At 72.1% G+C, this 24,233-nt stretch carries 23 protein-coding genes and 1 pseudogene; 9 read left to right on the forward strand and 15 right to left on the reverse strand.

From position 1 onward, the window contains the following. The first annotated feature begins 88 nt into the window (after positions 1-88). Positions 89-1,342 carry a sensor histidine kinase gene (locus tag ACFWEP_RS13210; RefSeq protein WP_387369489.1) on the forward strand — a complete coding sequence of 418 codons (1,254 nt, stop codon included), beginning with the start codon at positions 89-91 and terminating at the stop codon, positions 1,340-1,342. Next, entirely contained in the window at positions 1,339-2,007 is a 669-nt protein-coding gene (locus tag ACFWEP_RS13215; protein WP_387369491.1) for a response regulator, read from the forward strand. Before ACFWEP_RS13210 ends, ACFWEP_RS13215 begins: the two co-directional genes overlap by 4 nt. A 37-nt stretch (positions 2,008-2,044) precedes the next feature. Here the strand turns inward: ACFWEP_RS13215 and ACFWEP_RS13220 are convergent, their stop codons facing one another. Continuing rightward, positions 2,045-3,220 carry a methyltransferase gene (locus tag ACFWEP_RS13220; protein WP_387369493.1) on the reverse strand — a complete coding sequence of 392 codons (1,176 nt, stop codon included), beginning with the start codon at positions 3,218-3,220 and terminating at the stop codon, positions 2,045-2,047. Positions 3,221-3,290: 70 nt separating this feature from the next. Beyond that, a complete protein-coding gene (locus tag ACFWEP_RS13225) occupies positions 3,291-3,515 on the reverse strand; it encodes a hypothetical protein (protein WP_387369495.1) in 225 nt (74 codons plus the stop codon). A gap of 391 nt (positions 3,516-3,906) precedes the next feature. Here ACFWEP_RS13225 and ACFWEP_RS13230 point away from each other — a divergent pair, with 391 nt between their 5' ends. Continuing rightward, a complete protein-coding gene (locus ACFWEP_RS13230; RefSeq protein WP_387369497.1) occupies positions 3,907-4,731 on the forward strand; it encodes an endonuclease I family protein in 825 nt (274 codons plus the stop codon). 77 nt (positions 4,732-4,808) lie between these two features. On the opposite strand, the gene glsA is transcribed toward ACFWEP_RS13230, so the two are convergent. Next, positions 4,809-6,149, reverse strand: a complete 1,341-nt coding sequence (glsA, locus tag ACFWEP_RS13235) for a glutaminase A (RefSeq protein WP_387369534.1) — start codon at positions 6,147-6,149, stop codon at positions 4,809-4,811. A gap of 143 nt (positions 6,150-6,292) precedes the next feature. Further along, positions 6,293-6,844 (reverse strand): DUF1269 domain-containing protein, encoded by a 552-nt coding sequence (locus ACFWEP_RS13240; protein WP_387369499.1) that lies wholly within the window; start codon positions 6,842-6,844, stop codon positions 6,293-6,295. 168 nt (positions 6,845-7,012) lie between these two features. On the opposite strand from ACFWEP_RS13240, the gene ACFWEP_RS13245 reads away from it, so the two are divergent. Next, on the forward strand, positions 7,013-8,131 hold the full coding sequence (locus ACFWEP_RS13245) for a chemotaxis protein (RefSeq protein WP_387369501.1): 1,119 nt from the start codon (positions 7,013-7,015) through the stop codon (positions 8,129-8,131). 28 nt (positions 8,132-8,159) lie between these two features. On the opposite strand, the gene ACFWEP_RS13250 is transcribed toward ACFWEP_RS13245, so the two are convergent. The 9 genes from ACFWEP_RS13250 to ACFWEP_RS13290 form a co-directional block, all read right to left on the reverse strand. Continuing rightward, on the reverse strand, positions 8,160-9,122 hold the full coding sequence (locus ACFWEP_RS13250) for a D-2-hydroxyacid dehydrogenase family protein (RefSeq protein WP_387369503.1): 963 nt from the start codon (positions 9,120-9,122) through the stop codon (positions 8,160-8,162). 123 nt (positions 9,123-9,245) lie between these two features. Continuing rightward, positions 9,246-11,669 (reverse strand): phosphoketolase, encoded by a 2,424-nt coding sequence (locus tag ACFWEP_RS13255; protein WP_387369505.1) that lies wholly within the window; start codon positions 11,667-11,669, stop codon positions 9,246-9,248. A gap of 103 nt (positions 11,670-11,772) precedes the next feature. After that, positions 11,773-13,194, reverse strand: coding sequence for an NADP-dependent succinic semialdehyde dehydrogenase (locus tag ACFWEP_RS13260; RefSeq protein WP_387369507.1), 1,422 nt, complete (start codon positions 13,192-13,194; stop codon positions 11,773-11,775). Between the two features lie 152 nt (positions 13,195-13,346). Then, positions 13,347-13,805: an ATP-binding protein gene (locus tag ACFWEP_RS13265; protein WP_387369509.1), complete on the reverse strand. Its 459-nt coding sequence runs from the start codon at positions 13,803-13,805 to the stop codon at positions 13,347-13,349. A 198-nt stretch (positions 13,806-14,003) separates the two neighbouring features. Next, the gene (locus tag ACFWEP_RS13270) at positions 14,004-16,100 is read right to left on the reverse strand and encodes a xanthine dehydrogenase family protein molybdopterin-binding subunit (RefSeq protein ID WP_387369511.1); all 2,097 of its coding nucleotides are present in this window, start codon (positions 16,098-16,100) and stop codon (positions 14,004-14,006) included. Between the two features lie 31 nt (positions 16,101-16,131). Then, positions 16,132-17,133 carry an FAD binding domain-containing protein gene (locus ACFWEP_RS13275; protein WP_387369514.1) on the reverse strand — a complete coding sequence of 334 codons (1,002 nt, stop codon included), beginning with the start codon at positions 17,131-17,133 and terminating at the stop codon, positions 16,132-16,134. Continuing rightward, positions 17,130-17,720 (reverse strand): (2Fe-2S)-binding protein, encoded by a 591-nt coding sequence (locus ACFWEP_RS13280; RefSeq protein ID WP_387369516.1) that lies wholly within the window; start codon positions 17,718-17,720, stop codon positions 17,130-17,132. The genes ACFWEP_RS13275 and ACFWEP_RS13280 overlap by 4 nt, the downstream gene beginning before the upstream one ends. 50 nt (positions 17,721-17,770) lie before the next feature. Further along, positions 17,771-18,160 carry a hypothetical protein gene (locus ACFWEP_RS13285; RefSeq protein ID WP_387369518.1) on the reverse strand — a complete coding sequence of 130 codons (390 nt, stop codon included), beginning with the start codon at positions 18,158-18,160 and terminating at the stop codon, positions 17,771-17,773. A gap of 148 nt (positions 18,161-18,308) precedes the next feature. Then, positions 18,309-19,274 carry an LLM class F420-dependent oxidoreductase gene (locus ACFWEP_RS13290; protein WP_387369520.1) on the reverse strand — a complete coding sequence of 322 codons (966 nt, stop codon included), beginning with the start codon at positions 19,272-19,274 and terminating at the stop codon, positions 18,309-18,311. A gap of 88 nt (positions 19,275-19,362) precedes the next feature. Here ACFWEP_RS13290 and ACFWEP_RS13295 point away from each other — a divergent pair, with 88 nt between their 5' ends. From ACFWEP_RS13295 to ACFWEP_RS13305, 3 genes are all read left to right on the forward strand, one after another. Further along, positions 19,363-19,692 carry a DUF6479 family protein gene (locus tag ACFWEP_RS13295; RefSeq protein ID WP_387369522.1) on the forward strand — a complete coding sequence of 110 codons (330 nt, stop codon included), beginning with the start codon at positions 19,363-19,365 and terminating at the stop codon, positions 19,690-19,692. Next, positions 19,685-20,683 carry a cation diffusion facilitator family transporter gene (locus ACFWEP_RS13300; RefSeq protein ID WP_387369524.1) on the forward strand — a complete coding sequence of 333 codons (999 nt, stop codon included), beginning with the start codon at positions 19,685-19,687 and terminating at the stop codon, positions 20,681-20,683. Before ACFWEP_RS13295 ends, ACFWEP_RS13300 begins: the two co-directional genes overlap by 8 nt. A gap of 106 nt (positions 20,684-20,789) precedes the next feature. After that, on the forward strand, positions 20,790-21,614 hold the full coding sequence (locus ACFWEP_RS13305; protein WP_387369526.1) for a VOC family protein: 825 nt from the start codon (positions 20,790-20,792) through the stop codon (positions 21,612-21,614). Between the two features lie 39 nt (positions 21,615-21,653). On the opposite strand, the gene ACFWEP_RS13310 is transcribed toward ACFWEP_RS13305, so the two are convergent. Both ACFWEP_RS13310 and ACFWEP_RS13315 read right to left on the reverse strand, forming a co-directional pair. After that, positions 21,654-22,157 (reverse strand): DUF6328 family protein, encoded by a 504-nt coding sequence (locus tag ACFWEP_RS13310; RefSeq protein WP_387369528.1) that lies wholly within the window; start codon positions 22,155-22,157, stop codon positions 21,654-21,656. Positions 22,158-22,344: 187 nt separating this feature from the next. Beyond that, positions 22,345-22,521, reverse strand: a pseudogene (locus ACFWEP_RS13315) (hypothetical protein); the annotation flags it as partial. A 450-nt stretch (positions 22,522-22,971) separates the two neighbouring features. On the opposite strand from ACFWEP_RS13315, the gene ACFWEP_RS13320 reads away from it, so the two are divergent. Then, the gene (locus tag ACFWEP_RS13320; RefSeq protein ID WP_387369530.1) at positions 22,972-23,772 is read left to right on the forward strand and encodes an alpha/beta hydrolase; all 801 of its coding nucleotides are present in this window, start codon (positions 22,972-22,974) and stop codon (positions 23,770-23,772) included. Continuing rightward, positions 23,762-24,233: hemerythrin domain-containing protein (locus ACFWEP_RS13325; RefSeq protein ID WP_387369532.1), on the forward strand; the 472-nt coding region annotated here is incomplete at its 3' end. The genes ACFWEP_RS13320 and ACFWEP_RS13325, both read left to right, overlap by 11 nt.

A 24,233-nucleotide genomic window follows, 5' to 3' on the forward strand; every position in this document is an offset into this window, starting at 1 on the left:
GCCCGTGTCCCCCGCGACACGGGCAGCCCGCTCGCGACCGCGCACGAGGGAGACCACCATGAGACGGACAACCCGAAGGAGACCGTTGGTGAAGGCTCGGCCCCTCGTCGCCCGCTGGGGCGGGTTCGTACACCGACGCACCCTGGTCGCCGACACCGTCCTCGCCCTCTTCCTGTTCGTGGTGATGCTCACCGGAGGCGTCGCCACCAGCACGCACCCGGACGACGGCAGTCAGTGGATCTGGGGCGCGGTGCTCGGCGGTGTGGGCAGCCTGGCACTGCTCGTCCATCGCCGGCACCCGCGCGGCACGGTCCTGGTCACCGCCGCGTGCGCCGCCGGGGCCACGGCCGTGGGGTTCCTCCTGACGCCGCTGGTGCTCGGCCCGCTGATGGTGTCGCTGTACTGGTTCGGTCGCGACAGGAACCGGCACGAGGCCTTCCGGTGGGCGGTCGCGGTCGCCCTGCTGCTGGTGGGGGTGTCACTGTTCGAGGACACGGCGAACTACTCGTTCCTGCTCCAGACCGTCAACCCGGTCGCCTGGCTGCTGCTGATGCCCTATGTGGGAGGCGCCGTCCAGCTGCGCCGGGCGTACCTCGACGCGGTGGAGGCGCGGGCCGTGTTCGCCGAACGGACCCGCGAGGAGGAGGCCAGGCGCCGGGTGGACGAGGAACGCATCCGCATCGCCCGCGACCTGCACGACGTCGTCGCCCACCACATGACCCTGGCGAACGCGCAGGCGGGCACGGCTGCCTATCTCGCCCGCCGCAACCCGGACCCGCGGGTCACCCGGGTCCTCGAAGAGCTCGCGGGCACCACCTCGGCGGCGCTGCGCGAGCTCAAGGCGACCGTGGCGGTGCTCCGGGACGCCGGTGAGACCGACTCCCCTCTCGAACCGGCCCCGGGACTGGAGGATCTGCCCGGTCTCACTCGGTCGTACGCCCCGACGGGACTCAGGGTGGCCCTGAGCACCGAGGGGGACCCGCTCCCGGTCTCGTCCGGGGTGGGCCTCACCGCTTACCGGATCGTCCAGGAAGCCTTGACGAACGCGGCCAAGCACGCGCACACCGATGCGGCTGCCGTGACGTTGCGCTACGACCGCGACCGCATCGTGGTGACCGTCACGGACGACGGTCCCGCCGGTGCCCAGGAACGCCCGCGGACACCGGCCGGGGCGCCCTCGGGGTTCGGACTGCTCGGCATGCGCGAGCGCGCCCAGCTCGTCGGCGGCACACTGACCGCGGGACGCCGGGAAGCCGGCTTCTCGGTGGTGGCGGAACTCCCTCTGCTGCCTGGCGAGCTGAGCGCGAGCGACCCTACTCCCGAACAGGACCCCACCACGTGACCTGCACCGTTGTACTGGCGGACGATCAAGGCCTGCTGCGCGCGACGTTCCGTATGCTCATCGAGTCCACCGACGACCTCGTGGTCGTCGCCGAGGCGTCGGACGGGGCGGCGGCGGTGGCAGCGGTGCGCACCCACCGTCCCGACGTGGTCCTGATGGACATCCGCATGCCGGGAACCGACGGTCTGGCGGCCACCGAGGCCATCTGCTCCGACCCGGATCTGGCTCCCACCCGGGTCCTGATCCTGACCACCTTCGAGACCGACGAATACGTGGCCCGCGCGCTGCGCGCCGGGGCGAGCGGTTTCCTCGGGAAGGACGCGGACCCCGACACCCTGCTCGACGCGATCAGGACCGTGGCCGCGGGAGAGGCACTCCTGTCGCCGGTGGCGACCCGTTCGCTGATCGCCTCGTTCGTCGGGACGCCGCCGCCGTCGCCGCCCGCCGACGCGGACGCGCTCGGCGGGCTCACCCCCCGGGAGCGGGAGGTGGCGGTACTGGTCGCCGAGGGGCTCTCCAACCACGAGATCGCCGAACGGCTCTTCCTCAGCCCACTGACCGTGCGCACCCACGTCCACCGCACGCTCGCGAAGACGCACTCCCGCGACCGGGCGCAGTTGGTCGCGCTGGCCTACCGGACGGGGCTGGTCCGGCCGCCCGCGTGACCCGGCGCCGGTTCGTCCGGCACCGGGCTCCGGGGCGTCAGCGCTTCACGGCGCGCAGGACCACGAACTTCGGGTCACCCGCGACGGTGGTGCAGTTGCCGAAGATCCGGCGCAGCTGCGTGTGGTAGCCCAGGTGCCGGTTGCCGACGACCCAGAGTTCGCCGCCCTGCCGCAGCGCGGTGCGCGCGCCGTGGAACATGTTCCGGGCGGTGGCGTCGGTGGTGGCCAGGTGGGAGTGGAACGGCGGATTGGTGAGGACCAGGTCCACGCTGCCGGACTCCACGTCGGTCAGCACGTCGCCGACGACGAACGACGCCTCGCGGCCGGGCTCCGTACCTGCCCGGAAGGTCTCCTCGGCGGAGGCGACGGCCTGGTACGACTCGTCCGTGAAGAGGACGGAGGCTTCCGGGTTGGCGAGCGCCGCCGCGAGGCCGACGACCCCGTTGCCGCAGCCGAGGTCGACGACCCGGTCGGGGCCGGAGCGCGTGGGCAGGTGCTTCAGGAAGAAACGGGTGCCGATGTCGAGCCGCTCGGCGCAGAAGATGCCGGCGTGGTTGACGGCCGTGCGGCCTGCGGCGGTTCCGATGTCCGCGGGGAGTTCGTACCGCAGCGGCCAGGGGCTGGGCGTACGGGTCGGGGCGGGGTCGGGAGTGGAGAAGATCAGCCGGGCTTTGCGGACCGCGAGCGAGGTGCGGGTCGGACCGACGATGCGCTCGAAGAGCTTGAGCGTGGAGGTGTGGATCTCCTTGACCATGCCCGCGCCGATGACCACGGTGCCCTCGTGGAGAGAGGGCGCGAGGCGGTGCAGCTGGTCCTCCAGGAACGCCAGGCTCTTCGGCACGCGCACGAGCAGGACGTCGATCCGGTCCGGCGGGGTGTCGCGCGACGACAGCAGGCGCACCGCCCCGGGGTCGACACCGTTGCGGGCGAGGTTCGCACGGGTGGCGCACTGCGCCAGGAAGGAGTCCGAGATCTGTACGGGCCTGTGCCGCGCCAGCACCGTGGAGAGCGCGCCCCAGCGGTCGCCCACCACCACGACGGTTCCGGAGAGATCGACCGGACCGGCCGGTCCGGCTTCACCGGGTTCCGCCGGGCCGTCCAGTCGATTGAGGAGGTACTCGTCGGCGGCGTCCCAGGCGCGGAAGGGGTCGCGCGGGTGCTCGGGGAAACGGGCCAGGTCGACGGGGCCCTGTGACGTCGTCAAACAGTTCATTGTGCGTTCAGGCTAACCCGGGAGGGAGCACCCGCCGCGCCGGGCACACCCGTCCCGGAACCCGCCGGCCTCAGGGCAGGCGCTTGTCGATGGCCGAACGGCCCTCCTCCGCGAGTGTGCGCCTGGCCCATTCCAGACTCTCCGGTGTCACGTCCCGGCCCGACGCGAGGACCAGGTCCTCCGGAGTGGGATGGTCCACCGCTCCGGTGTGGAGCAGCCGGTCCGGCGTGACCTCCTCACGCGTGATCGCCCGTGCGTCACGCGTGAGGTATATGGATTCGGGATCTTGGCTCATGCCGCCTCCTCGTCCTTTCGCCAATTCTCGCGCCGTGACGCGACACGCGCATCCGAGGCCCGCCGGGGACCGTTGCCGGGAACCTCGGCGGCGACCGCCGAGGGGCGAACACGACGGACGCGAGCGCGGAACGCAACGACGGACACGACGGATGCGGCGGACACGACGGATGCGGCGGACACGACGGATGCGACTTCTGATGCGACAGAGGCCGAAGGGACCGGCCACCACTTGACCTGCACATGATGATTACGTTCCGTTCATGCATGGAGTACGGCGCGCATGGAAGGCTGCCGAACAGATCGCCCTTCACATGACTGCCGCATCCCCTCCCTCCCCCACGAATCAGAGGGTGGCCGCAGTCCTTCCCCTCCCGGAGAGGACACCCCACATGTCCCGTCAGCCAAAAATCTACGCGCGTCCACTCCTGGCCGCCCTCGCCTCCGTCGCCGTTCTCGCCGGCACCGGCGCGGCCGCCCCGGCCGACAGCACCCCGGCGCCCGTCGCCGCCACCACCGCGTCCGTCGCCCTGGACGACACCTATTACGCCAACGCCCTCGGCAAGTCCGGCACCGCCCTCAAGGCAGCCCTGCACACCATCATCAGCAGCCAGACCAAGGTCTCCTACAGCCAGGTCTGGGAGGCGCTGAAGGACACCGACGAGGACCCTGCCGACCCGGACGACGTCATCCTGCTGTACACCGGCGAGTCCCAGTCCGAGGACGACAACGGCGGGAACGTCGGCCAGTGGAACCGTGAGCACGTCTGGGCCAAATCGCACGGCGACTTCGGTACGGCGACCGGCCCCGGCACCGATCTCCACCACCTGCGCCCGGCCGACGTCCAGGTCAACTCCATCCGGGGCAACAAGGACTTCGACAACGGCGGCAGTCAGGTGTCCGGCGCTCCGGGCAACTACACCGACAGCGACTCCTTCGAACCCCGCGACGCCGACAAGGGCGACGTCGCACGGATGATCCTCTACATGGCGGTGCGCTACGAAGGCGACGACGCCTGGGCCGACCTGGAGCCCAACGAGAAGGTGAACAACGGCTCGGCGCCGAACATCGGCAAGCTCTCGGTTCTGAAGGAGTGGAGCCAGGAGGACCCGCCGAGCGCGTTCGAGAAGAACCGCAACGAGGTCATATACACCCAGTACCAGCACAACCGGAACCCGTTCATCGACCACCCGGAATGGGTCGAGTCGATCTGGTAGACCCGCCGCTCCGGGCCGGCACCGCCATCGGCCGGTGGCGGCCCGGAACACGGCCGGACGGCGGGCTCGCCGTTCGTTCAGGTCTCCCGCTCGCCGTCCTCCCGCGCACACCGCGCCACGGCCTCGTCGCGCGAGGGAAAGTTCGGCGGTCCGGCGGACGGCGGGCCGTCGCCCCCGGACCGCGCACCACCGGCGGAGGCCGGGAATCCGTCACCGGACGCGCCGCCGACGCCGTACGGGGCGCCCAGCCGCCCGGCCGGATCGACCAGGGCCACGTGGTGGCCCGCCCGCTCCAGCCGGGCGAGCCCCTGCCGGAGCATCGCGTACGCCACCGGCTCGATCCCGTTCACCTGCCGCAGATCCAGCACCACGGACGGGGCACCGCCGGAGCCGGCCTCGTCGAGTGCGTACAGCACCCGCTCGGCGGCGGTGAAGTCCAGCGACCCCTGAGCGGCCACGACCGCCACCCGCCCTTCCTCCCCCCGGCCGCTGCCGGGCGGCGGATCCTCGCCCGTGGTGACGAGTGTGACGGTGGACCCGGGCAGCGCGGGGTTGAGCATCAGATGGAGTCCGAGGCGTTCCGAGAGGGCGGCGAAGGCGGCCCGCCCGCGCACCGAGGTGCCCGCGGCGTCGAGCGGCGGGCTGTAGGCGGCGAGCCCGAACCGTGCGGGCCCCGCGGCGATCAGACCGCCCGAGACCCCGCTCTTGGCCGGCAGCCCCACGCGCAGCAGCCACTCCCCCGACGCGTCGTACATCCCGCAGGTGGCCATGACGGCCAGCACCTGGGCCGCGACCTCCTCGGACACGACCCGGTCCTCCGTCACCGGGTTGACACCGCCGTGCGCCAGGGTGGCCGCCATGACCGCGAGGTCCACGGCGGTCACCCGTACCGCGCACTGCCGGAAGTACGTACCGGTGGCGGTGAGCGGATCGACGGGGAGCCCTCCGGCGCTGCGGACGAGGTAGGCGAGCGCCCGATTGCGGTCACCGGTCGCGGACTCGGAGCGGTACACCGCCTCGTCGACGTCCAGGGAACGTCCCGCGAACCGGCCCAGGAACGTCAGGATGCGCTCGAACCTCGGATGCTCCGGGGTGTCGGGGACCAGCGAGGAGGCGACCAGGGCGCCCGCGTTGACCATGGCGTTGGCCGGCCGGCCGGTTCCTCGCTCCAGGCTGATGGCGTTGAACGCCTCCCCGCTGGGCTCCGACCCGACCCAGGCCGACACCTCGTCCAGCCCCAGCTCGGCCAGCGCAAGGGCGTAGACGAACGGCTTGGACACGGACTGCACGGTGAAGGGTGTGCGCGCCTCGCCCGCGCTGTAGACGTGACCGTCCATGCTGACCAGGGCGAGCCCGAAGGCGTCCGGGTCGGCCCGGGTCAACTCGGGGATGTAGGAGGCCACCTCGCCCTGCCGCATCCCCGCGAACCGGGCCCGCAACTCGCCGAGGGCGACGGTCACCGCACCGGCGGCTCCCGGTCCGGCGCCGTCCGAGGGAAACGGTGGCCCGGACGGCACGCCGGACACGGACCGCGCTCCGGGCCGCTCCGCGCCGGACGGACTCACCTGTCCCCGTCGGTCGCTCCGGGCCCGGCCGCGTCACCGGGGGTTCCCGCGCCACCGGCGTCGTCCTCGGCGAAGACGCTGCGGAGCCTCTCCTCGCTCGCGGCGTCCAGGTTGCTGTGGAGAAGTTCGGCGCCGCCGCCGGGGAGCGCGGCCCCGATGCGGTCGGTGATCTCGTTCATGGTGAGCAGGAAGAGCGCGGAAGTCCCGGGCGTGACCTGCTCCTTGACCTCACTGATGAAGTCGTCGTCGATCCCCACGTCGGCGAGCTTGCCGCCCAGCGCCCCGGCCGCGGCGCCGATGGCCGCGCCGAGCAGCGGCATCAGGAAGAGCAGCCCGAAGAGCATTCCCCAGAAGGTGCCGCCGAGGGCCCCGGCGCCGACCAGACTGCGGAGCTGTCGGGTCCGGGGCTTCGCCCGGTCGGCGGGCCAGCTGACGACGGCCGCGTCGATGATCTTGATCAGCCCTTCCTTCTGCAGGGACGTGAGCGACGCCTCCACGTCCTCGGCGGCGTCCGCCGTCCGGAACTTCCACACGGTGAGGGTGGACATACCGCTGCCTCCCGAGCACGAGCGCGATGCCTACTAATTGGCCCATATTAGGATGAAAAGGTATGAATTGACTCGTCGGGCCTTCCGTCACCAGGAGCGGGGAACGGCCCGGGCCCCGCGGCACACCGCGCCGGCCCTCCACCGGAATCGAACCCCTGGGAGGGAACGATGGACACGGACGCCCTGACCACCGGAGTGCTCAAGGAATTGCGGGCGACCCGCACCTATCCGGTCCTGTCCCTGACGATGCCCACACACCACCGACGCACTCAGGACAGCGCCCAGGACGCCCTCCGGCTGCGCAATCTGGTTGCCGAGGCCGCCGGCCGCATCGACGCCGATCCGCAGGTGTCGCGCGCCACCGCCATCGCCCTGCGGGCGCAGCTGGACCGGGCGGTCGACGAGGTGGACCCGCTCCGGGCCCTGGAGTCCCTGGTGCTCCTGGTGAGCACGGAGGAGTACCAGATCTGGCAGCTGCCCCGTACCGCTCCGGAACGGGTGGTGCTGAGCGACACCTATCTGACCCGCAACCTGGTCGCCGCCAAGGCGCAGTCGCAGCCGTTCTGGGCGCTGACCATCGCCGCCGACCACGCGGCCCTCTGGAGCGGCACGGCGGACTCCGTGCATCTGGAGGAGACGGGCGGTTTCCCGCTGACCGCCCCCAGCGAGGCACCCAACCCGCAGCGGATGGAACGGATCGGCGACACCCCGAGCACGTACACCGACGAGGAGACCCGCCAGTTCTTCCGTACCGCCGACGAGAGACTGCGCGCCGTGCTCGCCGCCGACCCACGCCCCCTGTACCTGGTCGGGCTGCCGCCCGCGCTCGCGCTGCTGGACAACGCCGGCGAGGGCGCCCACGCGGCCGTCGGCCGGGTCGCCAAGGGGGCGCCGGCCGACATCACGCCGGCCGCCCTGCTGGCTGAACTCGGTGCGGCGATGGAGGAGCACGCGGAACGCCGTGCCGCCGAGGTGCGCGCCCGGCTGGACGGCGCGCGCGGGGCCAAGACCTTCGCGGGCGGGCTCGACGAGGTGTGGACCGCCGTGCAGGAGGGACGCGCCGGGCTGGTCGTGGTGGAAGAGCACTTCCAGAAGACCGTGCGGTTGACCGAGGGGCACCTCGTCCCGGTGGGCGACGAGGAGGTTGCACCGGGCGACACGACGGTGCGCGAGGACGTGGTGGACGAAATCGTCGAAGCCGCCCTGGACAGCGGAGCCGAGGTCGTGTTCCTCCCGGACGACACCCTGAACGAGCACCACCGGATCGCGGCGGTACTGCGCTACTGAGCACCGCCCCGCGATCGGCCGGTCCGGCTCACGCCCTCAGGAGCCGGACCGGTGCGCCCGCGAGGTACGCCTCGATGTCCTCGACCGCTTCGCCGTAGTAGCGCGCGTAGTTGGCACGGGAGACGTATCCCAGGTGCGGGGTGGCCAGCAGGCGCGGCGCGGTGCGCATCGGATGGTCCGCCGGGAGGGGTTCGGTGTCGAAGACGTCGACTGCGGCGCCCGCGATGGTGCCGTCGTACAAGGCCGCGAGCAGGGCGTCCTGGTCGACGATGGCGGCTCTGGAGGTGTTGACGAGGTAGGTGTCCGGGCCCATCAGCGCCAGCTCCGGGGCGCCGATCAGGCCCCTGCTCCGATCGCCCAGCGCCAGGTGGACGGAGACGAAGTCGCTGGTGGCGAGCAGTTCCTCCTTGGAGGCGGCGAGCCGGGTGCCCACCTCCGCCGCCCGCTCGTCGGTGAGGTTCGGGCTCCAGGCGATCACGTCCATGCCGAAGGCGAGCCCGACCGCGGCGACCCGGCTGCCGATCCGGCCGAGCCCGAGCAGACCCAGGCGCCGCCCGTGCAGGTCGGCGCCGACGGTCGACTGCCAGGGTCCCCCGGCGCGCAGCGCGGTGGCCTCCGGGACGATGCCGCGGGCGAGGCCCAGCAGGAGGGCCCAGGTGAGCTCGACCGGCGGGGCGAAGGAGCTGGCGGTCCCGCACACGGTGACTCCGTTGCGCGCGGCGGCCGCGTGGTCGATGACGGTGTTGCGCATGCCTGAGGCGACGAGGAGACGCAGCCGCGGCAGCCGGTCGAGCAGGCCGGCCGGGAAGGGAACGCGTTCGCGCAGGGTCACGACGATGTCGAAGTCCACGATCGCCGCGGCGAGTTCGTCTTCGGCGGCGAAGTGTTCCGGGAAGGCGACGACGTCCACCCGGCCGGCCAGCGGGGACCAGTCGGCGGCCGTGGTGGCCACGGACTGGTAGTCGTCGAGTACGGCGCAGCGCAGTGTCATCGGTTCGGCTCTCCTGAAGGCAGGCATTCGACCCGGCCATGATCGCTCACCGCCGACGGCGTGAGGAGACCGGGCCGGGGCCGCCCCGGCGTGCGGGCGGCCCCGGAAGGTTCCCCTGCCGGGTCAGCCGCTCCAGGTCCAGTCGGCCACCTCCGGCATGTCCTCGCCGAACTCGCGGATGTAGGCGTGGTGGCGGGTCCGCGCGTCGGCCATGGCCTGGCGTACCGCGACCGCGCGGACACCGAGTCCGGGGACCCGGTCGACCACGTCCATGACGAGCCGGTACCGGTCGAGGTCGTTGCGGACCACCATGTCGAAGGGGGTGGTGGTCGTGCCCTCCTCCTTGTAGCCGCGTACATGGAGGTTGGCGTGGCCGGCCCGGCGGTAGGCGAGGCGGTGGATCAGCCAGGGATAGCCGTGGTAGGCGAAGATGACCGGCTTGTCCCGGGTGAAGAGCGCGTCGTACTCGTTGTCGGGCATGCCGTGCGGGTGTTCGCCGTGCGGCAGCAGTCGGGTCATGTCCACGACGTTCACCACACGTACGGCGAGGTCGGGCAGATGGCGCCGGAGCAGATCGGCGGCGGCCATGGTCTCCAGGGTGGGAACGTCCCCGGCACAGGCGAGCACCACGTCGGGTTCGCGGCTGCCGTCTTCGGTGCCCGCCCACTCCCACACCCCGGCGCCGCGGGCGCAGTGGACGCGCGCCTGGTCCATGGTCAGCCAGTCGAAGGTCGGCTGCTTGCCGCAGACGACCACGTTGACGTAGTCGCGGCTGCGCAGCACGTGGTCGGCGGTGGAGAGCAGGGTGTTGGTGTCCGGCGGCAGGTAGACGCGCACGACCTCGGGGCTCTTGTTGAGGATGTGGTCGACGAACCCGGGGTCCTGGTGGGAGAAGCCGTTGTGGTCCTGGCGCCACACGTGCGAGCTGAGCAGGTAGTTGAGCGAGGCGACGGGACGGCGCCAGGGAAGCCGTCGCGAGGTGTGCAGCCACTTGATGTGCTGGTTGACCATCGAGTCGACGATGTGGGCGAACGCCTCGTAGCTGGAGAAGAGCCCGTGACGCCCGGTGAGCAGATAGCCCTCCAGCCAGCCCTGGCAGAGGTGTTCGGAGAGGATCTCCATGACCCGGCCGTCCCGGGCGAGGTGTTCGTCGGTCGGGAGGATCTTCCCCTGCCAGCCCTTGCCGGTCGCGCCGTACACGGCGTCGAGCCGGTTGGACGCTGTCTCGTCCGGGCCGACGAGCCTGAAGTCCCGGCGTTCCGAGGTCGCCTCCATGACGCCTTCGAGAAGTCGGCCGAGCGCCCGGGTGGGTTCGTGGGACGAGGCGCCGGGTTCGTCGACGGTGACGGCGTGGTCGTCCAGCGGGGGCACCGGCAGGTCGCGCAGGAGCAGTCCGCCGTTGGCGTACGGGGTCGCTCCGAGCCGGAGGTCGCCTTCGGGGATCGCCGCGAGCACCTGGGCGGTGGGTCGGCCGGTGTCGTCGAAGAGTTCTTCGGGCCGGTAGGAACGCAGCCATGCCTCCAGTTGCCGCAGGTGGTCGGGGTTGTCGCGGACTCCGGAGAGCGGGACTTGGTGGGCGCGCCAAGTTCCTTCGACGGGCAGCCCGTCGACCTCTTCGGGCCCGGTCCAGCCCTTGGGCGTACGCAGGACGATCATCGGCCAGCGGGGGCGCTCGGTGGACCGTCCGCCCCGTGCGGCGCGCTGGTGTTCGCCGATGCGGTCCAGCGCCACGTCCAGCGCGGCGGCCAGTGCCCGGTGGACCTCTGCGGGGCCGTCGCCGCTCACGTGGATCGGGTCGTGGCCGTATCCGCGCAGCAGTTGGTCGAGTTCGTCCTCGGGGATGCGGGCGAGCACCGTCGGGTTGGCGATCTTGTAGCCGTTGAGGTGGAGGATGGGCAGGACGGCTCCGTCGTGCACCGGGTCGAGGAACTTGTTGGAGTGCCAGGAGGCCGCGAGCGGTCCGGTCTCGGCCTCGCCGTCGCCGATGACACAGGCCACGAGCAGGTCGGGGTGGTCGAAGGCGGCGCCGTAGGCGTGGGCGAGGGCGTAACCCAGCTCGCCGCCCTCGTGGATGGAGCCGGGTGTCTCCGGTGCCACGTGGCTCGGCACGCCGCCGGGGAAGGAGAACTGCTTGAACAGTGCCCCCATGCCTTCGGCGTCCCGGCCGATGTCGGGGTACGTCTCGGAGTAGCTGCCCTCCAGCCAGGAGTTGGCGAGTACGGCGGGGCCGCCGTGTCCGGGTCCCCAGACGCAGAGCGTCCGCTGGTTCCGCGCCTTGATCACCCGGTTGAGGTGGGTGTGGACGAGGTTGAGTCCGGGTGAGGTGCCCCAGTGGCCCAGCAGCCTCGGTTTGATGTGCTCGCGGGCGAGCGGCTGTTCCAGCAGCGGGTTCGCCATGAGGTAGATCTGCCCCGCCGCGAGGTAGTTGGCGGCCCGCCAGTGGGCGTCGAGGGCGGCGAGTTCGTCGTCGCCCAGTGTGGTGGAGCCGGGCGCGGTGGAGCCGGGCGGGGCGTCAGAGGGTGCCGGGTGCCCGGCGGTGCTGGTCACGAGGGATTCTCCTCCTGGGAGTCGGACATGGCGCCGGGCCGGCTGCGACGGCCGGCCCGGCAGTGGGCGGGGTACGGGGCGGGCGGCGACGGGCGGGGGCGGGTCACGCGCCGTCGTCCCCCGTGGGGCCGTACCAGACGGTGGTCGCGTTGCAGAACTCCCGGATGCCGTGCCCGGCGAGCTCGCGGCCGTAGCCGGAGCGCTTCACCCCGCCGAAGGGCAGTGCGGGGTGGGAGGCGGTCATGCCGTTGAAGAAGACGCCACCGGCTTCCAGGTCGCGGACGCAGGCCTCCATCTCCTCCGGGTCCCGGGTCCAGACGTTGGAGCTGAGGCCGAAGGGGGTGGCGTTGGCGATCTCCAGGGCCTCTTCGAGTCCGGAGACGCGGTAGAGGGTGGCCACCGGGCCGAAGGTCTCCTCGCGGTGGATCCGCATCTGCGGGGTGATGCCCGCGAGGACGGTGGGCGCGTAGAACCAGCCCTGTTCCAGTTCTCCGCCGAGATCCCCCGGCCGTCCGCCGCCGCAGAGGGCCTCCGCTCCCCTGTCGAGGGCGTCGTCGACGAGTTCCTCCAGGTCGGCGCGGCCCTGCTCGGTGGAGAGCGGGCCGACATCGGTGGATTCCCGGAGCGGGTCGCCCACCGTGAGGGCGTCCATGGCGGCGGTGAAGCGTTCGGCGAAGGCGTCGTACACGTCGGTGTGGACGATGAACCGCTTGGCGGCGATGCAGGACTGGCCGTTGTTCTGGACCCGGGCGGTGACGGCGGTCTTCGCCGCCCGTTCGACGTCGGCGGACGGCATGACGAGGTAGGGGTCGCTGCCGCCGAGTTCGAGGACGGTCTTCTTCACCGTGTCGCCGGCGGTCGCGGCGACGGAGCGGCCCGCGGGCTCGCTGCCGGTGAGGGTGGCGGCCGCGACCCGGTCGTCGCGCAGGACCGCCTCGACGGCGCCGGAGCCGATCAGGAGCGTCTGGAAGGCGCCGGCCGGGAAACCGGCCCGGCGGAACAGGTCGCCGAGGTAGAGGGCGGTCTGCGGGACGTTCGACGCGTGTTTGAGAAGCCCGACGTTGCCCGCCATCAGTGCGGGCGCCGCGAAGCGGACCACCTGCCAGAGCGGGAAGTTCCACGGCATGACGGCGAGGACGACACCGAGCGGCCGGTAGTGGACCCGGGCTCGGGTGGCTCCGGAGTCCTTGACGTCGTCGTCCGCGGGGTGCTCGTCGGCCAGCAGCCGTTCGGCGTTGGCCGCGTACCAGCGCATGGCCTTGGCGCACTTGGCGGCCTCGGCGCGGGCCGCCGCGAGCGGCTTGCCCATTTCGAGGGTCATCGTGCGGGCGATGGCGTCGCGGTCCGCGTCCAGCAGGCCGGCGGCCTTCTCCAGCAGGGCTGCCCGCTCGGCGAATCCCGTGGTGCGGTAGGTACGGAAGGTGTCGTACGCGGTGGCGATCCGTCGTTCGATCTCCTCCTCGCCGATCGCGTCGAATGTCTTCAGCGTTTCGCCGTTCGCGGGGTTGACCGTCGCGATGGGCATGGCTGTGGCCTCCTTGCCTGGGTTCTTCGACCGTCCCGCGCCTTCGCGCCCGGCGCAACGCGGGCCCCGAGGCAGCGCCTACCCGGCCGTCGCGGATCATGCACGCCGGGGGCACACGAGCCGGATCGGCCAGGCAGGGAGGAGGGGGACGGTCAGGTGAGAGCCGCGGAGGGCAGCGGGCGGGACTCGGGGGCGCCGTCCAGCGGCGTACGGGGCAGCAGGCCGGTCGGGCGGGGGACCTCGGCGTACCGGGTGAACCAGACGACTTTGCCGTCGTCCGTCCGGCAGGTGCCCCAGCTGTCGCTGAGCGCCATGACCCGGCTCAGTCCGCCGCCGGTGTCGAGCAGCCTCGGCATCCCCTCGCCGTTGTCGGCCACGGCCACCGTCAGATGGCGGCCGGTCCAGCGGAGCTCGATGACGCACTCGTTGTCGCCGCCGACGTGCCGGTGGACGTTGGTCAGGAGTTCCCCCAGCGCCCGGCAGACCGGGCGGACGTGCAGTTCGAGATTCCAGTGGCGCAGGTGCGCGGCGACGATGCGCCGCAGCTGGGAAACGCGTTCTGCCGACACCTGCAGTTCGACCAGATAGTGCCGGTCGAGTGGAACGGTCATCGTCGGGGCTCCTCACCACGAGGCCCACGTGCGTCTCCGTCGTGGAACGACCGACGGCCCCTGAGCACGAAGCGTGAGCGTCCATCACTTCTGTGTCACTCCTCAGGGTGACGCCGCTGGTCCGGGTGCGCAACAGTTGGCTCGTCGCCGCTGGTGGACGCGGCTCCCACGGGGTACGGAGCGCCCTCGGCGTCCCCCTCACGGCAGGTACGGAAGGACCTTGTCCGGGGTGAGCGGCAGATCGTTCAGCCGCGCCCCGGTGGCGTGGCGGACGGCGTTGCCGATGGCGGCGGCGGTGCCGACGATCCCGATCTCGCCGATGCCCTTGCTGCCCATCGGGTTGAGGTGGGGGTCGTCCTCGTCGATCCAGTGCGCCTCGACGGCCGGCACGTCGGCGTTGGCCGGTACGTGGTAGGCGGCGAGGTCGCTCTCGGTGAAGTCGCCGTACACCGGGTCCATGGTGCTGCCCTCGGTGAGCGCCATTCCGATGCCCATGACCATGCCGCCGATGAACTGGGAGCGCGCGGTTCGGGAGTTGAGGATGCGTCCGGCGGCGTAGACGCCGAGCAGCCGGCGCACCCGGATCTCGCCGGTGACCGAGTCGACGGCGACCTCGGCGAAGTGGGCGCCGAAGGCGTGCCGGGAGTACGGGGACTCCGCACCGGTCTCCTCGGACGTGTCGGCACGCACCGTGATTCCCTCGGCGGGCAGCGGCCCGCGGTGCGCGGCGAGCCGGACGGCGAGGCCGGTGGCCGCCTTGTGCACCGCCCACCCCCAGGAGGCGGTGCCCGAGGAGCCGCCGGCGAGCGGGGCGGTGGGCAGGCCGCTGTCGCCGACGGCGACCCGGACCCGGTCGACGGAGGCGGCGAGCGCCGAGGCCGCGATCTGGGCGAGGACGGTACGGGCGCCCGTACCGATGTCCGTGGCGTTCACCTCGACGAGCAGGCTCCCGTCCGCGGCGGCGTGCGCGGTGGCCGAGGAGGGCCCGACGAGTACGGGGTACGTCGCCGAGGCCACGCCCGTACCGAGCAGCCAGCGGCCGTCCTGCCGGGAGGCGGGCTGCCGGTCGCGGCCGTACCAGCCGAAGCGCTCGGCGCCCTCGCGCAGGCAGGCGACCAGGCCACGGCTGCTGAAGGGCTTCCCGGAGTCGGGCTCGGTGGCGGGTTCGTTGCGCACCCGCAGCTCGACGGGGTCGATGCCGAGCGCGCACGCGAGTTCGTCCATCGCGGACTCCAGGGCGTACATCCCGGACGCCTCGCCCGGGGCGCGCATCCACGAGGGGCTGGGCACGTCGAGGGCGGCCACGCGGTGGGCCGTCCGGCTGTGCGGGGAGGTGTACATGATCCGGGCCGGTACGGCGGCCTGCTCCACGAACTCCTTGACGGTGGAGGTGTGGGTTTCGACCTCATGGCACAGGGCGGTGATCGCGCCGTCGTCGTCGGCGCCGATCCGGACGCGGTGCACGGTGGGCGCGCGGTGGCCGACGACGGCGGGAAGCTGCTTCCTCGGCAGGGAGAGTTTCACGGGCCGGCCGGTGTGCAGCGCGGCCATGGCGGCGAGCACCACCTGGGGGCGCGGGGTGCCCTTGGAGCCGAAACCGCCGCCGACGTGTTCGGAGATCGCGGTCACCCGGTCCGCGTCGATCCCGAAGACGGCGGCCAGGGTGTCGCGGACCGTGCTGGAGCCCTGGCTGGAGTCGTGGACGGTCAGCCGGCCTTCCTCCCACCGGGCGGTGGTGGCGTGCGGCTCCATGGGGTGGTTGTGCAGGGGGCCGATCCGGTACGTCGTGTCGATCCGGTTCTCCGCGTCCTCGAAGGCCCGTGCGAAGTCGCCGCGTTCGCGGACGGCCGGGAAGCCGCCGTTGGCCTTCTCGGGGGTGTAGAGGCCGGGGTGGTCCTCGGTGAGTACGGCGTCGTGCGTTTCGCGGGCGTACTCGGTGACCACGGCGTCGGCCCCGGCCCGGGCCGCTTCGAGGCTGTCGGCGACCACCAGCGCGACGTACCAGCCCCGGTGCGGGACCCGGTCGTCCTGGAGCACCGCGAGGGTCGGGTCGTCGGGGGTCTGGAGGCGGGGCGCGTTGTCGTGGGTGAGCACGGTGTGCACGCCGGGGAGGGCGAGCGCGTCGGCGGTCCGGACGGCGGTCACCCGCCCCTTGGGCACGGTGGCGGGGACGGGCCAGGCGTAGAGGCAGCCGGGCGGGGTGTGTTCCGCCGCGTACCGCGCCGCCCCGGTGACCTTCTCCCGGGCTTCGCGGCGGACGACGGGTGCACCGAGCGGCTGGGCGGCATGGCTCATGACGGGTCCTCAGGCGGGTCGGGGGCGCGGGTCAGGCGGAACGGGCGCCGGTGCGCCCGGTGAGTTCGGTGAGTACGTCGACGGTCAGCCTGCGGGCGAGGCCGACCTTGAAGGCGTTGTCGCGCAGCGGCCGGGCGGCGGCGAGTTCGGTGTCGGCGGCGCGCGCGAAGGTCTCGGCCGTGGCGGGTGCTCCCCGCAGCACCGCCTCGGCGGTGATGGCCCGCCAGGGGCGGTGGGCGAGGCCGCCATAGGCGAGGGCGGCGTGCCGGACGTGGCCGTCGCGCACCGTGAGGACGGCGGCCACGGAGACGAGTGCGAAGGCGTACGAGGCACGGTCGCGGACCTTGCGGTAGAGCTGCTTCGACCCTTCGGGGCTCGGGGGCAGGGTCACCGCGGTGATGAGTTCGCCGGGGCGGATCACGGTGTCCTGGTCCGGGTTCTCCCCCGGCAGCCGGTGGAATCCGGTGAGGGGGACGGCCCGTTCGCCCTCGGGCCCGTGGAGCAGGACGGTGGCGCCGAGAGCGGCGAGGGCGGCCGACAAGTCGGAGGGGTGGGTGGCGACGCAGTTCTCGGAGTGGCCGAGGACGGCGAGGTCCCGGTGGGCGCCCTCGCGCGCGGGGCAACCGGTGCCGGGGACGCGCTTGTTGCAGGGTTTGGACACGTCCTGGAAGTACGGGCAGCGGGTGCGCTGGAGGAGGTTGCCGCCGGTGGTGGCGACGTTGCGCAGCTGTCCGGACGCTCCGGCGAGCAGCGCCTGGGTGAGGACCGGGTACTGCTGGCGTACCAGGGGGTGGGCGGCGAGATCGCTGTTGCGGACGGTCGCCCCGATGCGCAGCCCGCCCTCGGGGGTGGGTTCGGTGCGGTCCAGGGGCAGCCGGGTGACGTCGATCAGGACGCCGGGGGTCTCGACGCCGAGCTTCATCAGGTCGACCAGGTTCGTCCCGCCGCCGAGGAAGCGGGCGCCGGGGTTCTCCGCCCCCGCTCGTACGGCTTCGGCGACGGAGGCGGGGCGCAGGTATCCGAAGGGTCTCATCGGGCCACGTCCTCAATCGCGTCGACGATGCGGGGGTAGGCGCCGCACCGGCAGAGGTTGCCGCTCATCCGCTCGCGGATCTCCTCGGGCCCGAGGGCGGCGGGGCCGCCCTCGGTGAGTGCGGCGGCAGGGGTGGCGTGGGAGGGGAAGCCGGCCTCGGCCTCGGCGAGCATGCCGACGGCGGAGCAGATCTGGCCGGGGGTGCAGTAGCCGCACTGGAGGGCGTCGCGGTCCACGAACGCCTCCTGCACGGGGTGGAGCCGGCCGTCCTCGGCGAGTCCCTCGACCGTGGTGACGCGGGCACCGTCCTGGGCGACGGCCGGCAGCAGGCAGCTGTTGGCCCGGCGGCCGTCGACCAGGACGGTGCAGGCCCCGCACTGCCCGTGGTCGCAGCCCTTCTTCGTCCCGGTGAGCCCGAGGTGTTCGCGCAGCGCGTCCAGGAGTGTGGTGCGGTGGTCGAGCGTCGCCGTCATGGCCGCGCCGTTGACGTGCAGGGTGACGGGGGACCGGACGGGGAGTCTGCCGTCCTCCGGTCCGCGCCGGGAGAGCGGGCTCTCCGGGTCCTCGTCCGGCCGGTGGGGTTCCATGTGCGGTTGCCTTCCGTTCTGTCCGACCGGACGGTGGCGGTGCGGGCGTGTCAGCGGCTGGTGAGCCGCAGCCTGACTTCCTCTTCCTGGTCCCCTGCCGCGGTGCCGACGTCCTCCACCGAGAACACCTCGCCGAGATGTGCCCGGAGCCGGTCGACGGCCCAGTAACCGCCCTGGGCGTCGAGGGTGACCTCCCCGGCGAGTGAGGCGGGGCCCGCGGACTCCTTCCGCGTGGAGACGTCGACGGTCGCCGACCACACGGTCGGGCGGGGCCCGTTCGTGTCGGAGGGCGAGTCGGCGGCGGACCGGTCGGAGGTGAAGGAGCGGCGGAGCACCTCGAACACGGTGCTCGCGTCGTCGGTCGTGCATTCGCTCAGCGAGACCAGGACGTCGTAGTTCTCCTGATGCCCGGAAGCGGCCTTGTCGCTGGTGTTCACCATGGTTCCTTTCTCGGGAGCCGGACGCGGCGGAGCCGGCCCGCTCCCAGGCTCGCCCCGCGACCGGAAGTCGGCGACACGGGTACGGCAGTCGGCGCATTGCCCGTCCCGGGGTCCTGCCCGGGAACCTGCCGGGCAGACATGGGGCGGGCTACAGGGCGCGGAGCGCGGGCAGCAGCTTCTTCTCCGCCCAGGAGATGAAGGGCTGCTGGTGCGCGCCGCCGACCTGGATGAGGGCGATCTCGGCGAAGCCCGCGTCGCGGTAGGCACGTACCGCCTCGGTGAACTCGTCCACGTCACTCCCGCAGGGAATCGCGTCGGCGATGTCCTCGGGACGTACGTACGCGGTGGCCTGGTCGAATCCGTCCGGTCCGGGCAGTTCGGAGTTGACCTTCCAGCCGCCCAGCGACCAGCGGAACTGTTCGTGCGCCCGGGCCACGGCGGCGCTCCGGTCGGGGTCGTAGCAGACGGGGAGCTGGCCGACCGAGGGTTTCCCCGCGCCGCCGTGGCGGGCGAAGGCGTCGAGCAGGTCCGCTTTCGGCTCGGTGGCGACGACGAGGTCGGCCAGTTGGCCCGCGATCGCGCAGGACTTCGGTCCGGAGACGGCGATCCCGATCGGCACCCGGGTCTCCGGAAGGTCCCACAGCCGGGCGTTCTCCACCTGGAAGTGGGTACCGGCATGGTTCACCACCCCTCCGTCGAAGAGGGCACCGATGATCCGCACGGACTCCTCCAGCATGTCGAGCCGGACCCGGGCGCGTGGCCACCCGGCTCCGGTGACGTGCTCGTTGAGGTTCTCGCCGGACCCGAGCCCCAGCCGGAAGCGGCCCTCGGAGAGGATCTGGAGCGTCGCCGCCTTCTGCGCGACGACGGCCGGGTGGTAGCGCACGGTCGGGCAGGTCACGTACGTCATGAGCGGGATGGTGGAGGTGGCCTGTGCGGCGGCGCCGAGCACGGTCCACGCGTACGGGGCGTGCCCCTGCTCGGACAGCCAGGGGAAGTAGTGGTCGGAGGTGACGGAGAAGTCGAATCCCGCGCGTTCGGCGGCCACGACGTCCGCCACCAACTCACGGGGGCCGGTCTGCTCGGTCATCATCGTGTAGCCAATTTTCACCATGCAAAACACTTATCCGGTCATATAGCTACAAAACATGAATTCGAATGAATGGCTGTCTGACGGTGCGCATCCGGGGTATCCGGCATGCATGGACGTATCGAACGGAGCCCAGACCGCCGCATCCTCCACGCTCGCCGTATCGGGAGCGCTGGGGGCCGGCCTCATCATCGCCGCGGTCGCTGTCGTGGCCCTGCTCATCGGCGCCTTCTGGTTCGGCATGCGCCGCCGCGACAAGGAGCTGCCGCCGCCGCGCGCGGACGAACAGCCCACCCCGCCGGACCATCGCTCGCACATCCAGCAGGAGAACGTGCACGGCGAGGACCGCTTCCCCGGCGACGGCACGGCCCTGTCCCCCTACGAGCTCGGGGAGCACGGCACCGGCAGCACCCCGCCGGAGAGCGACAGGCCCCGTGACTGAGGGGATACGCACCGAGCGCCGGACCGCCGGCGCTCCGCCGGACGCGCCCGCCGCGGGGGCTACGACGGGTGCGGCGAACGGGAAGGCCGCCGACCGGCGGACCCGGATCACCGTGCTCGTCGCCCTCGCGGCGAATCTGGTGATCGCCGTCGCCAAGACCGCGGGCGGCCTCCTGTCGGGCTCACCGGCCCTCATGTCCGAGGCGGCGCACTCGGTGGCGGACAGCGTGAACGAGGTCTTCCTCCTCGCCGCCCTGCGACGCAGCCGCCGCCCGGCCGACGCGCGTCACCCGTTCGGCTACGGCAAGGAACGGTACTTCTGGTCCCTGCTGGCCGCGGTGGGGATCTTCGTCATGGGCGGCTGTTTCTCCTTCTTCCAGGGCTTCGAGGCGCTGCGCAGCCATGAGGAGGAGTCGGGCTCCTCCGGTTACGCGGTCGGCCTGGCCGTCCTCGGCGTGGCGCTGGTGGCCGAGGGCACCTCCCTCGTACGCGCCCTGCACCAGGTGCGCGGCGAGGAGGGCGGCGCGAAGGACCCGGCGCTGCGCACGGTGGTCGCGGAGGACGCCACCGCCGTCGTCGGAGTGGTCCTCGCCATGGCCGGAATGGTGTTGCACCTGGTCACCGGGAACGTCGTCTGGGAGGCCTCGGCCTCGCTCGCCATCGGGCTGCTGCTCGTGTACGTGGCCTTCCGGCTCGGCCGGGACGCCCGCGACCAGCTGATCGGCGAGTCCGCCGATCCTGCGCTGCGCAGAGGCATCGCGGAGTTCCTGGGCCGCCAGGAGGAGATCGACAACGTCGAGTCCCTCCTCACCATGCGGCTGGGGCTCGACTCGGTCCTGGTCGCCGCACGGGTGGACCTCTCGCCCGGCATCGACAGCGAGGAGGTCGAGCGGGTCTCCGTCCGCATCAGGGAGACGATCAACCGGACGTGGCCCCAGGCCGAGCACGTCTATCTCGACATCACCAATGCGCCTCCCCGTGGCGGTGTCTGAATCCACCGGCCGCGTGTTGCGGGACCGGTCCGGTCGGCCGACGCTGGTTCTGGCCCCGCGGCAGTCGGCAGACGGGCCCGCCCGACCGGACGAAGGCAGTGTGAAGATGACCGGAAGCGATCCCCGTACACCCCCCTCCGCCGCGCCACTGACCGGCGCGTCGGCACCCTGCTGGGTCAACCTGCTGACCCGGGACCTGGAAGCCGCGCAGCACTTCTACGGCCTGGCACTGGGCTGGACCTTCCACCCCAGCAAGCTCGGCCCCGACTTCGCCGTCGCCCGGCGCGACGGGGTACCGCTCGCGGGCATCGGAGGCGTCTCGTCCTCGTACCAGACCGCCGTCGCCTGGCTGCCGTACTTCGCCGTCCAGGACGCGGACATCGCGGCCGGGCGGGTCCGCGAGCGCAGCGCGACGGTGGCGGTGGGGCCGCTGACCCTCAACGAAGGGCGCGGGGTCCTGGCATCCGACCTGGACGGAGCGGTCTTCGGACTCTGGGAGCGCCTCACACCACCGTCCCCCCGGTCCACGCCCGCCGACCGCTCGTACGCCTGGCTGCGTCTGCGTACGCGGAACGCGTTCGACGCGGCGATCTTCTACGGCGGGGTACTCGACTGGGCCAGCGGCCGGCCCGGCGGTTGCGAGGTCTCCTACGAGGACGACGAGGTCATCGTGCGCTGCGAGGGCCGTCCCTTGGCACGAATCAGCTCGGGGGCGGTGGAGGCGTCGCCCGATCCGGTCGTACGCCCCCACTGGCAGGTGCAGTTCCTGGTGGAGGACGTGACCGGAACGGCGGAGGCCGTCCGCCGCTCCGGCGGAACGGTCGTCGCCGTCAACGAGGTCCGTGGCGGTACCGAGGCGGTGGTCCGCGACCCCGACGGTGCGGTGTTCGGCGTCACGGACGTCGGCAGCCCGGAGGTCGCCGGAGCCTGAGAAGGGGCCGGGGCGGGATCCGGGCTGCGCGGGGTCCGTTCAGGACTCCGACGACGTGGCCTCCTGCCGGTTGTCGCGGGCGATCGCCCACAGCGGGAAGACGAACCAGCAGACGGCGAACCACAGCGCCATGCCGGCGACGAGCCAGAGCGCCAGCTGGTTGTGGAGCGCCACCCTCAGGATGAGCAGCAGCGCGCTGCACATGGTGCAGAAGAGCAGCACGAGTCCGAGTATGGTCAGCCGCGCCGCCCATGCGACGGTCTGCGGCTTCATCCGGCGGCCGGAGAGCAGCCGGTGGTAGGAGACGGGGCCGATCAGGGCCGCGGCCGTCGAAGAGCCCAGTATGACCGTGACGACGTAGATGGTCCGGTCGGCCTCGGCCAGTTCGGCGAATCGCGGCTGGAAGACCACGGCGAGCAGGAACCCGAAGAGGATCTGCACCCCCGTCTGCGCGACCCGGAGCTCCTGCAACAGCTCCCCCCATTGCCGGTCCGCGCGCTCTTCCTGGCTTTCCTGCCGTCCGTCGTCCCGAGCGACCGCCACCGGACTTCTCCCCTCGTCGACTTGCCGGCCGGGGGTCGTCCTCCGGCCGGAGTCCTACGCCTTCCCTCACTCCTTCCAGTGAATCCCGTGATGGTCGTACCGGCGTGGCGCCGCTCGGGGCACTCCCTCCGGCGGGTGTACCGCGGTCGTGAGAGGCAGCGTCAGGAGCGGGGTTCCCTGTGGACTTCCCGCTGCCGTTCTCCCCCACCAGCGCCACGATCCGGCCGGTGGTGAGGGTGAGGCTGAGGTTTTCGGGGGGGCGGGTCTTCGTCCTCGCCCGGGTAGGTGGAGGTGACGTTCCCGAACCGGATGCGGGCGGGCTTCTCGGGCAGCGGCAATCCCCCGACCGGAATCGCGATCGCACCGCCTCGCCTCCTCGCAGGGGCCAGATCGCCGACGAGGAGCGACTCCTCGTGCGGGGAGCCCGCCTGGAGCACCGGGCTGCCGGGGCTCATGGGCGGCTGCGGATCGCGAGGACGGCCGTCCCGCCCACCGGAGCGCCCTCGTTCCCGTCCAGAGCGGACCGCCGAGAGCCGAGTGGGCGACGACGGGGGCGAGCCCGGTCCCGGGTGACGAGTAACCGGCATCCTCGTCGGAAGGGCCGCCGCGTGGCTGCTCGAGAAGGCGGCATGCGCAAGGCGCGCTCGACGTTGACCAGAACACAGGGTGAGGCCATGACGCCGGCCCGCGGCTCTCGGAGACTGCGCGCGCTCCCCCTGACACCATTGCGGCAGCACGAGACAACTGTCCCTCTGGCAACGACAGTTATAGTTACGGGCAGCGTCGCGTGCCGGTGGCGGATGGATCGTCAGGCATGGAGGCGTCGTATCGAAAGGTGGCTCCGGCCATTCCCACCCCGATTGCACAGAGGATCAAGCTTTACCCCGCCGAGGACCGCTTCTTCGGCCCCCGGCCCGCCGTCCTCGTCCTGCCCGGCGGCGGCTTCCGGGAACTTCCGCCGCACGAGGGCGAAGGCTACGCGCGCTGGCTGTCCGGCCTCGGCATCCACGCGTTCGTCCTGTCCTACCGGCTGCTGCCGGACCGGTTCCCGGCCCCGCTCGAAGACGCCCGGGCCGGGTTGGACCACATCCGCGACGGCGACCACGGGCTCGACGTCGGCCGGGTCGGTGTCATCGGATCAAGCGCAGGTGGCCAACTCGCCGGCCTGCTCATGACCGGCCGGGTCCTGTCCGTCGAGGAGGACGTCGCCGACCCGCCCCGACCGGACTTCGCGATCCTGGCCTATGCGCTGGCCGACCTCGACCTGCTGCCGCCGTCGGTGGTCGAGAACCTGCTCGGCGACCTGCTGCCCATCAAGGACGAGCTGTCCCCTGCCAAGCATCTGGACGCGTCGGTGTGTCCGGCCTTCGTCTGGGCCACCGCTCAGGACCCGCCCGGCCTGCCCAACGCCCTGGAATGGACCCGGGCGCTGGCGGCGGCCGCGGTACCGGTGGAGTTGCACGTCTACCCGGGCGGCAGCCACGGCATCGGCCTGGCCGACGGCGTGGAATACGGCGGCGAGCCGCACAAGTTCATCGCGCGCGAGCCGCACACCGCGTCCTGGACGACCGCGTGCGAGGCCTGGCTGCGACGGGAGGGCGTTCTTGCCGACTGACCGCGTCACCGCCTGGGGCGGGGAACTGCGGCGGGTGCACGGCAAGCTGCGCAAAGCGTTGGCGCTGGCGCGGGCGGGACTGGACGGCGGCGACCCCGCTGACGCCGCCACCGACCTGCTGTTGTTCTGCCACGGGTTCTGCGCTGCCCTGTCCGGCCACCATCGCGCCGAGGACGGTTCGCTGTTCCCGGAACTGGTACGGGCGCGACCCGGCCTGGCACCGGTGGTCGCGAAGCTGGCTCAGGACCACAACATGATCGAGCACCTCATCGGTGGATTGCAGAAAGCGGTGGCCAACTCGACCGACCCGGAGGTGGCGCACCGCCACCTGGACGGGATCGAGGCGGTCATGGAGACGCACTTCACGTACGAGGAGAAGCGACTGGGAGCGGTGCTGGACGGCATGGACGCCGCATCCTGCGCCGGGCGCTGGTCGCCGCCGGGGCTCCGGGGGGCTCCCC

This window comes from Streptomyces sp. NPDC060198 (assembly GCF_042728415.1).
In the GTDB taxonomy this organism is placed as follows: Bacteria; Actinomycetota; Actinomycetes; order Streptomycetales; family Streptomycetaceae; genus Streptomyces.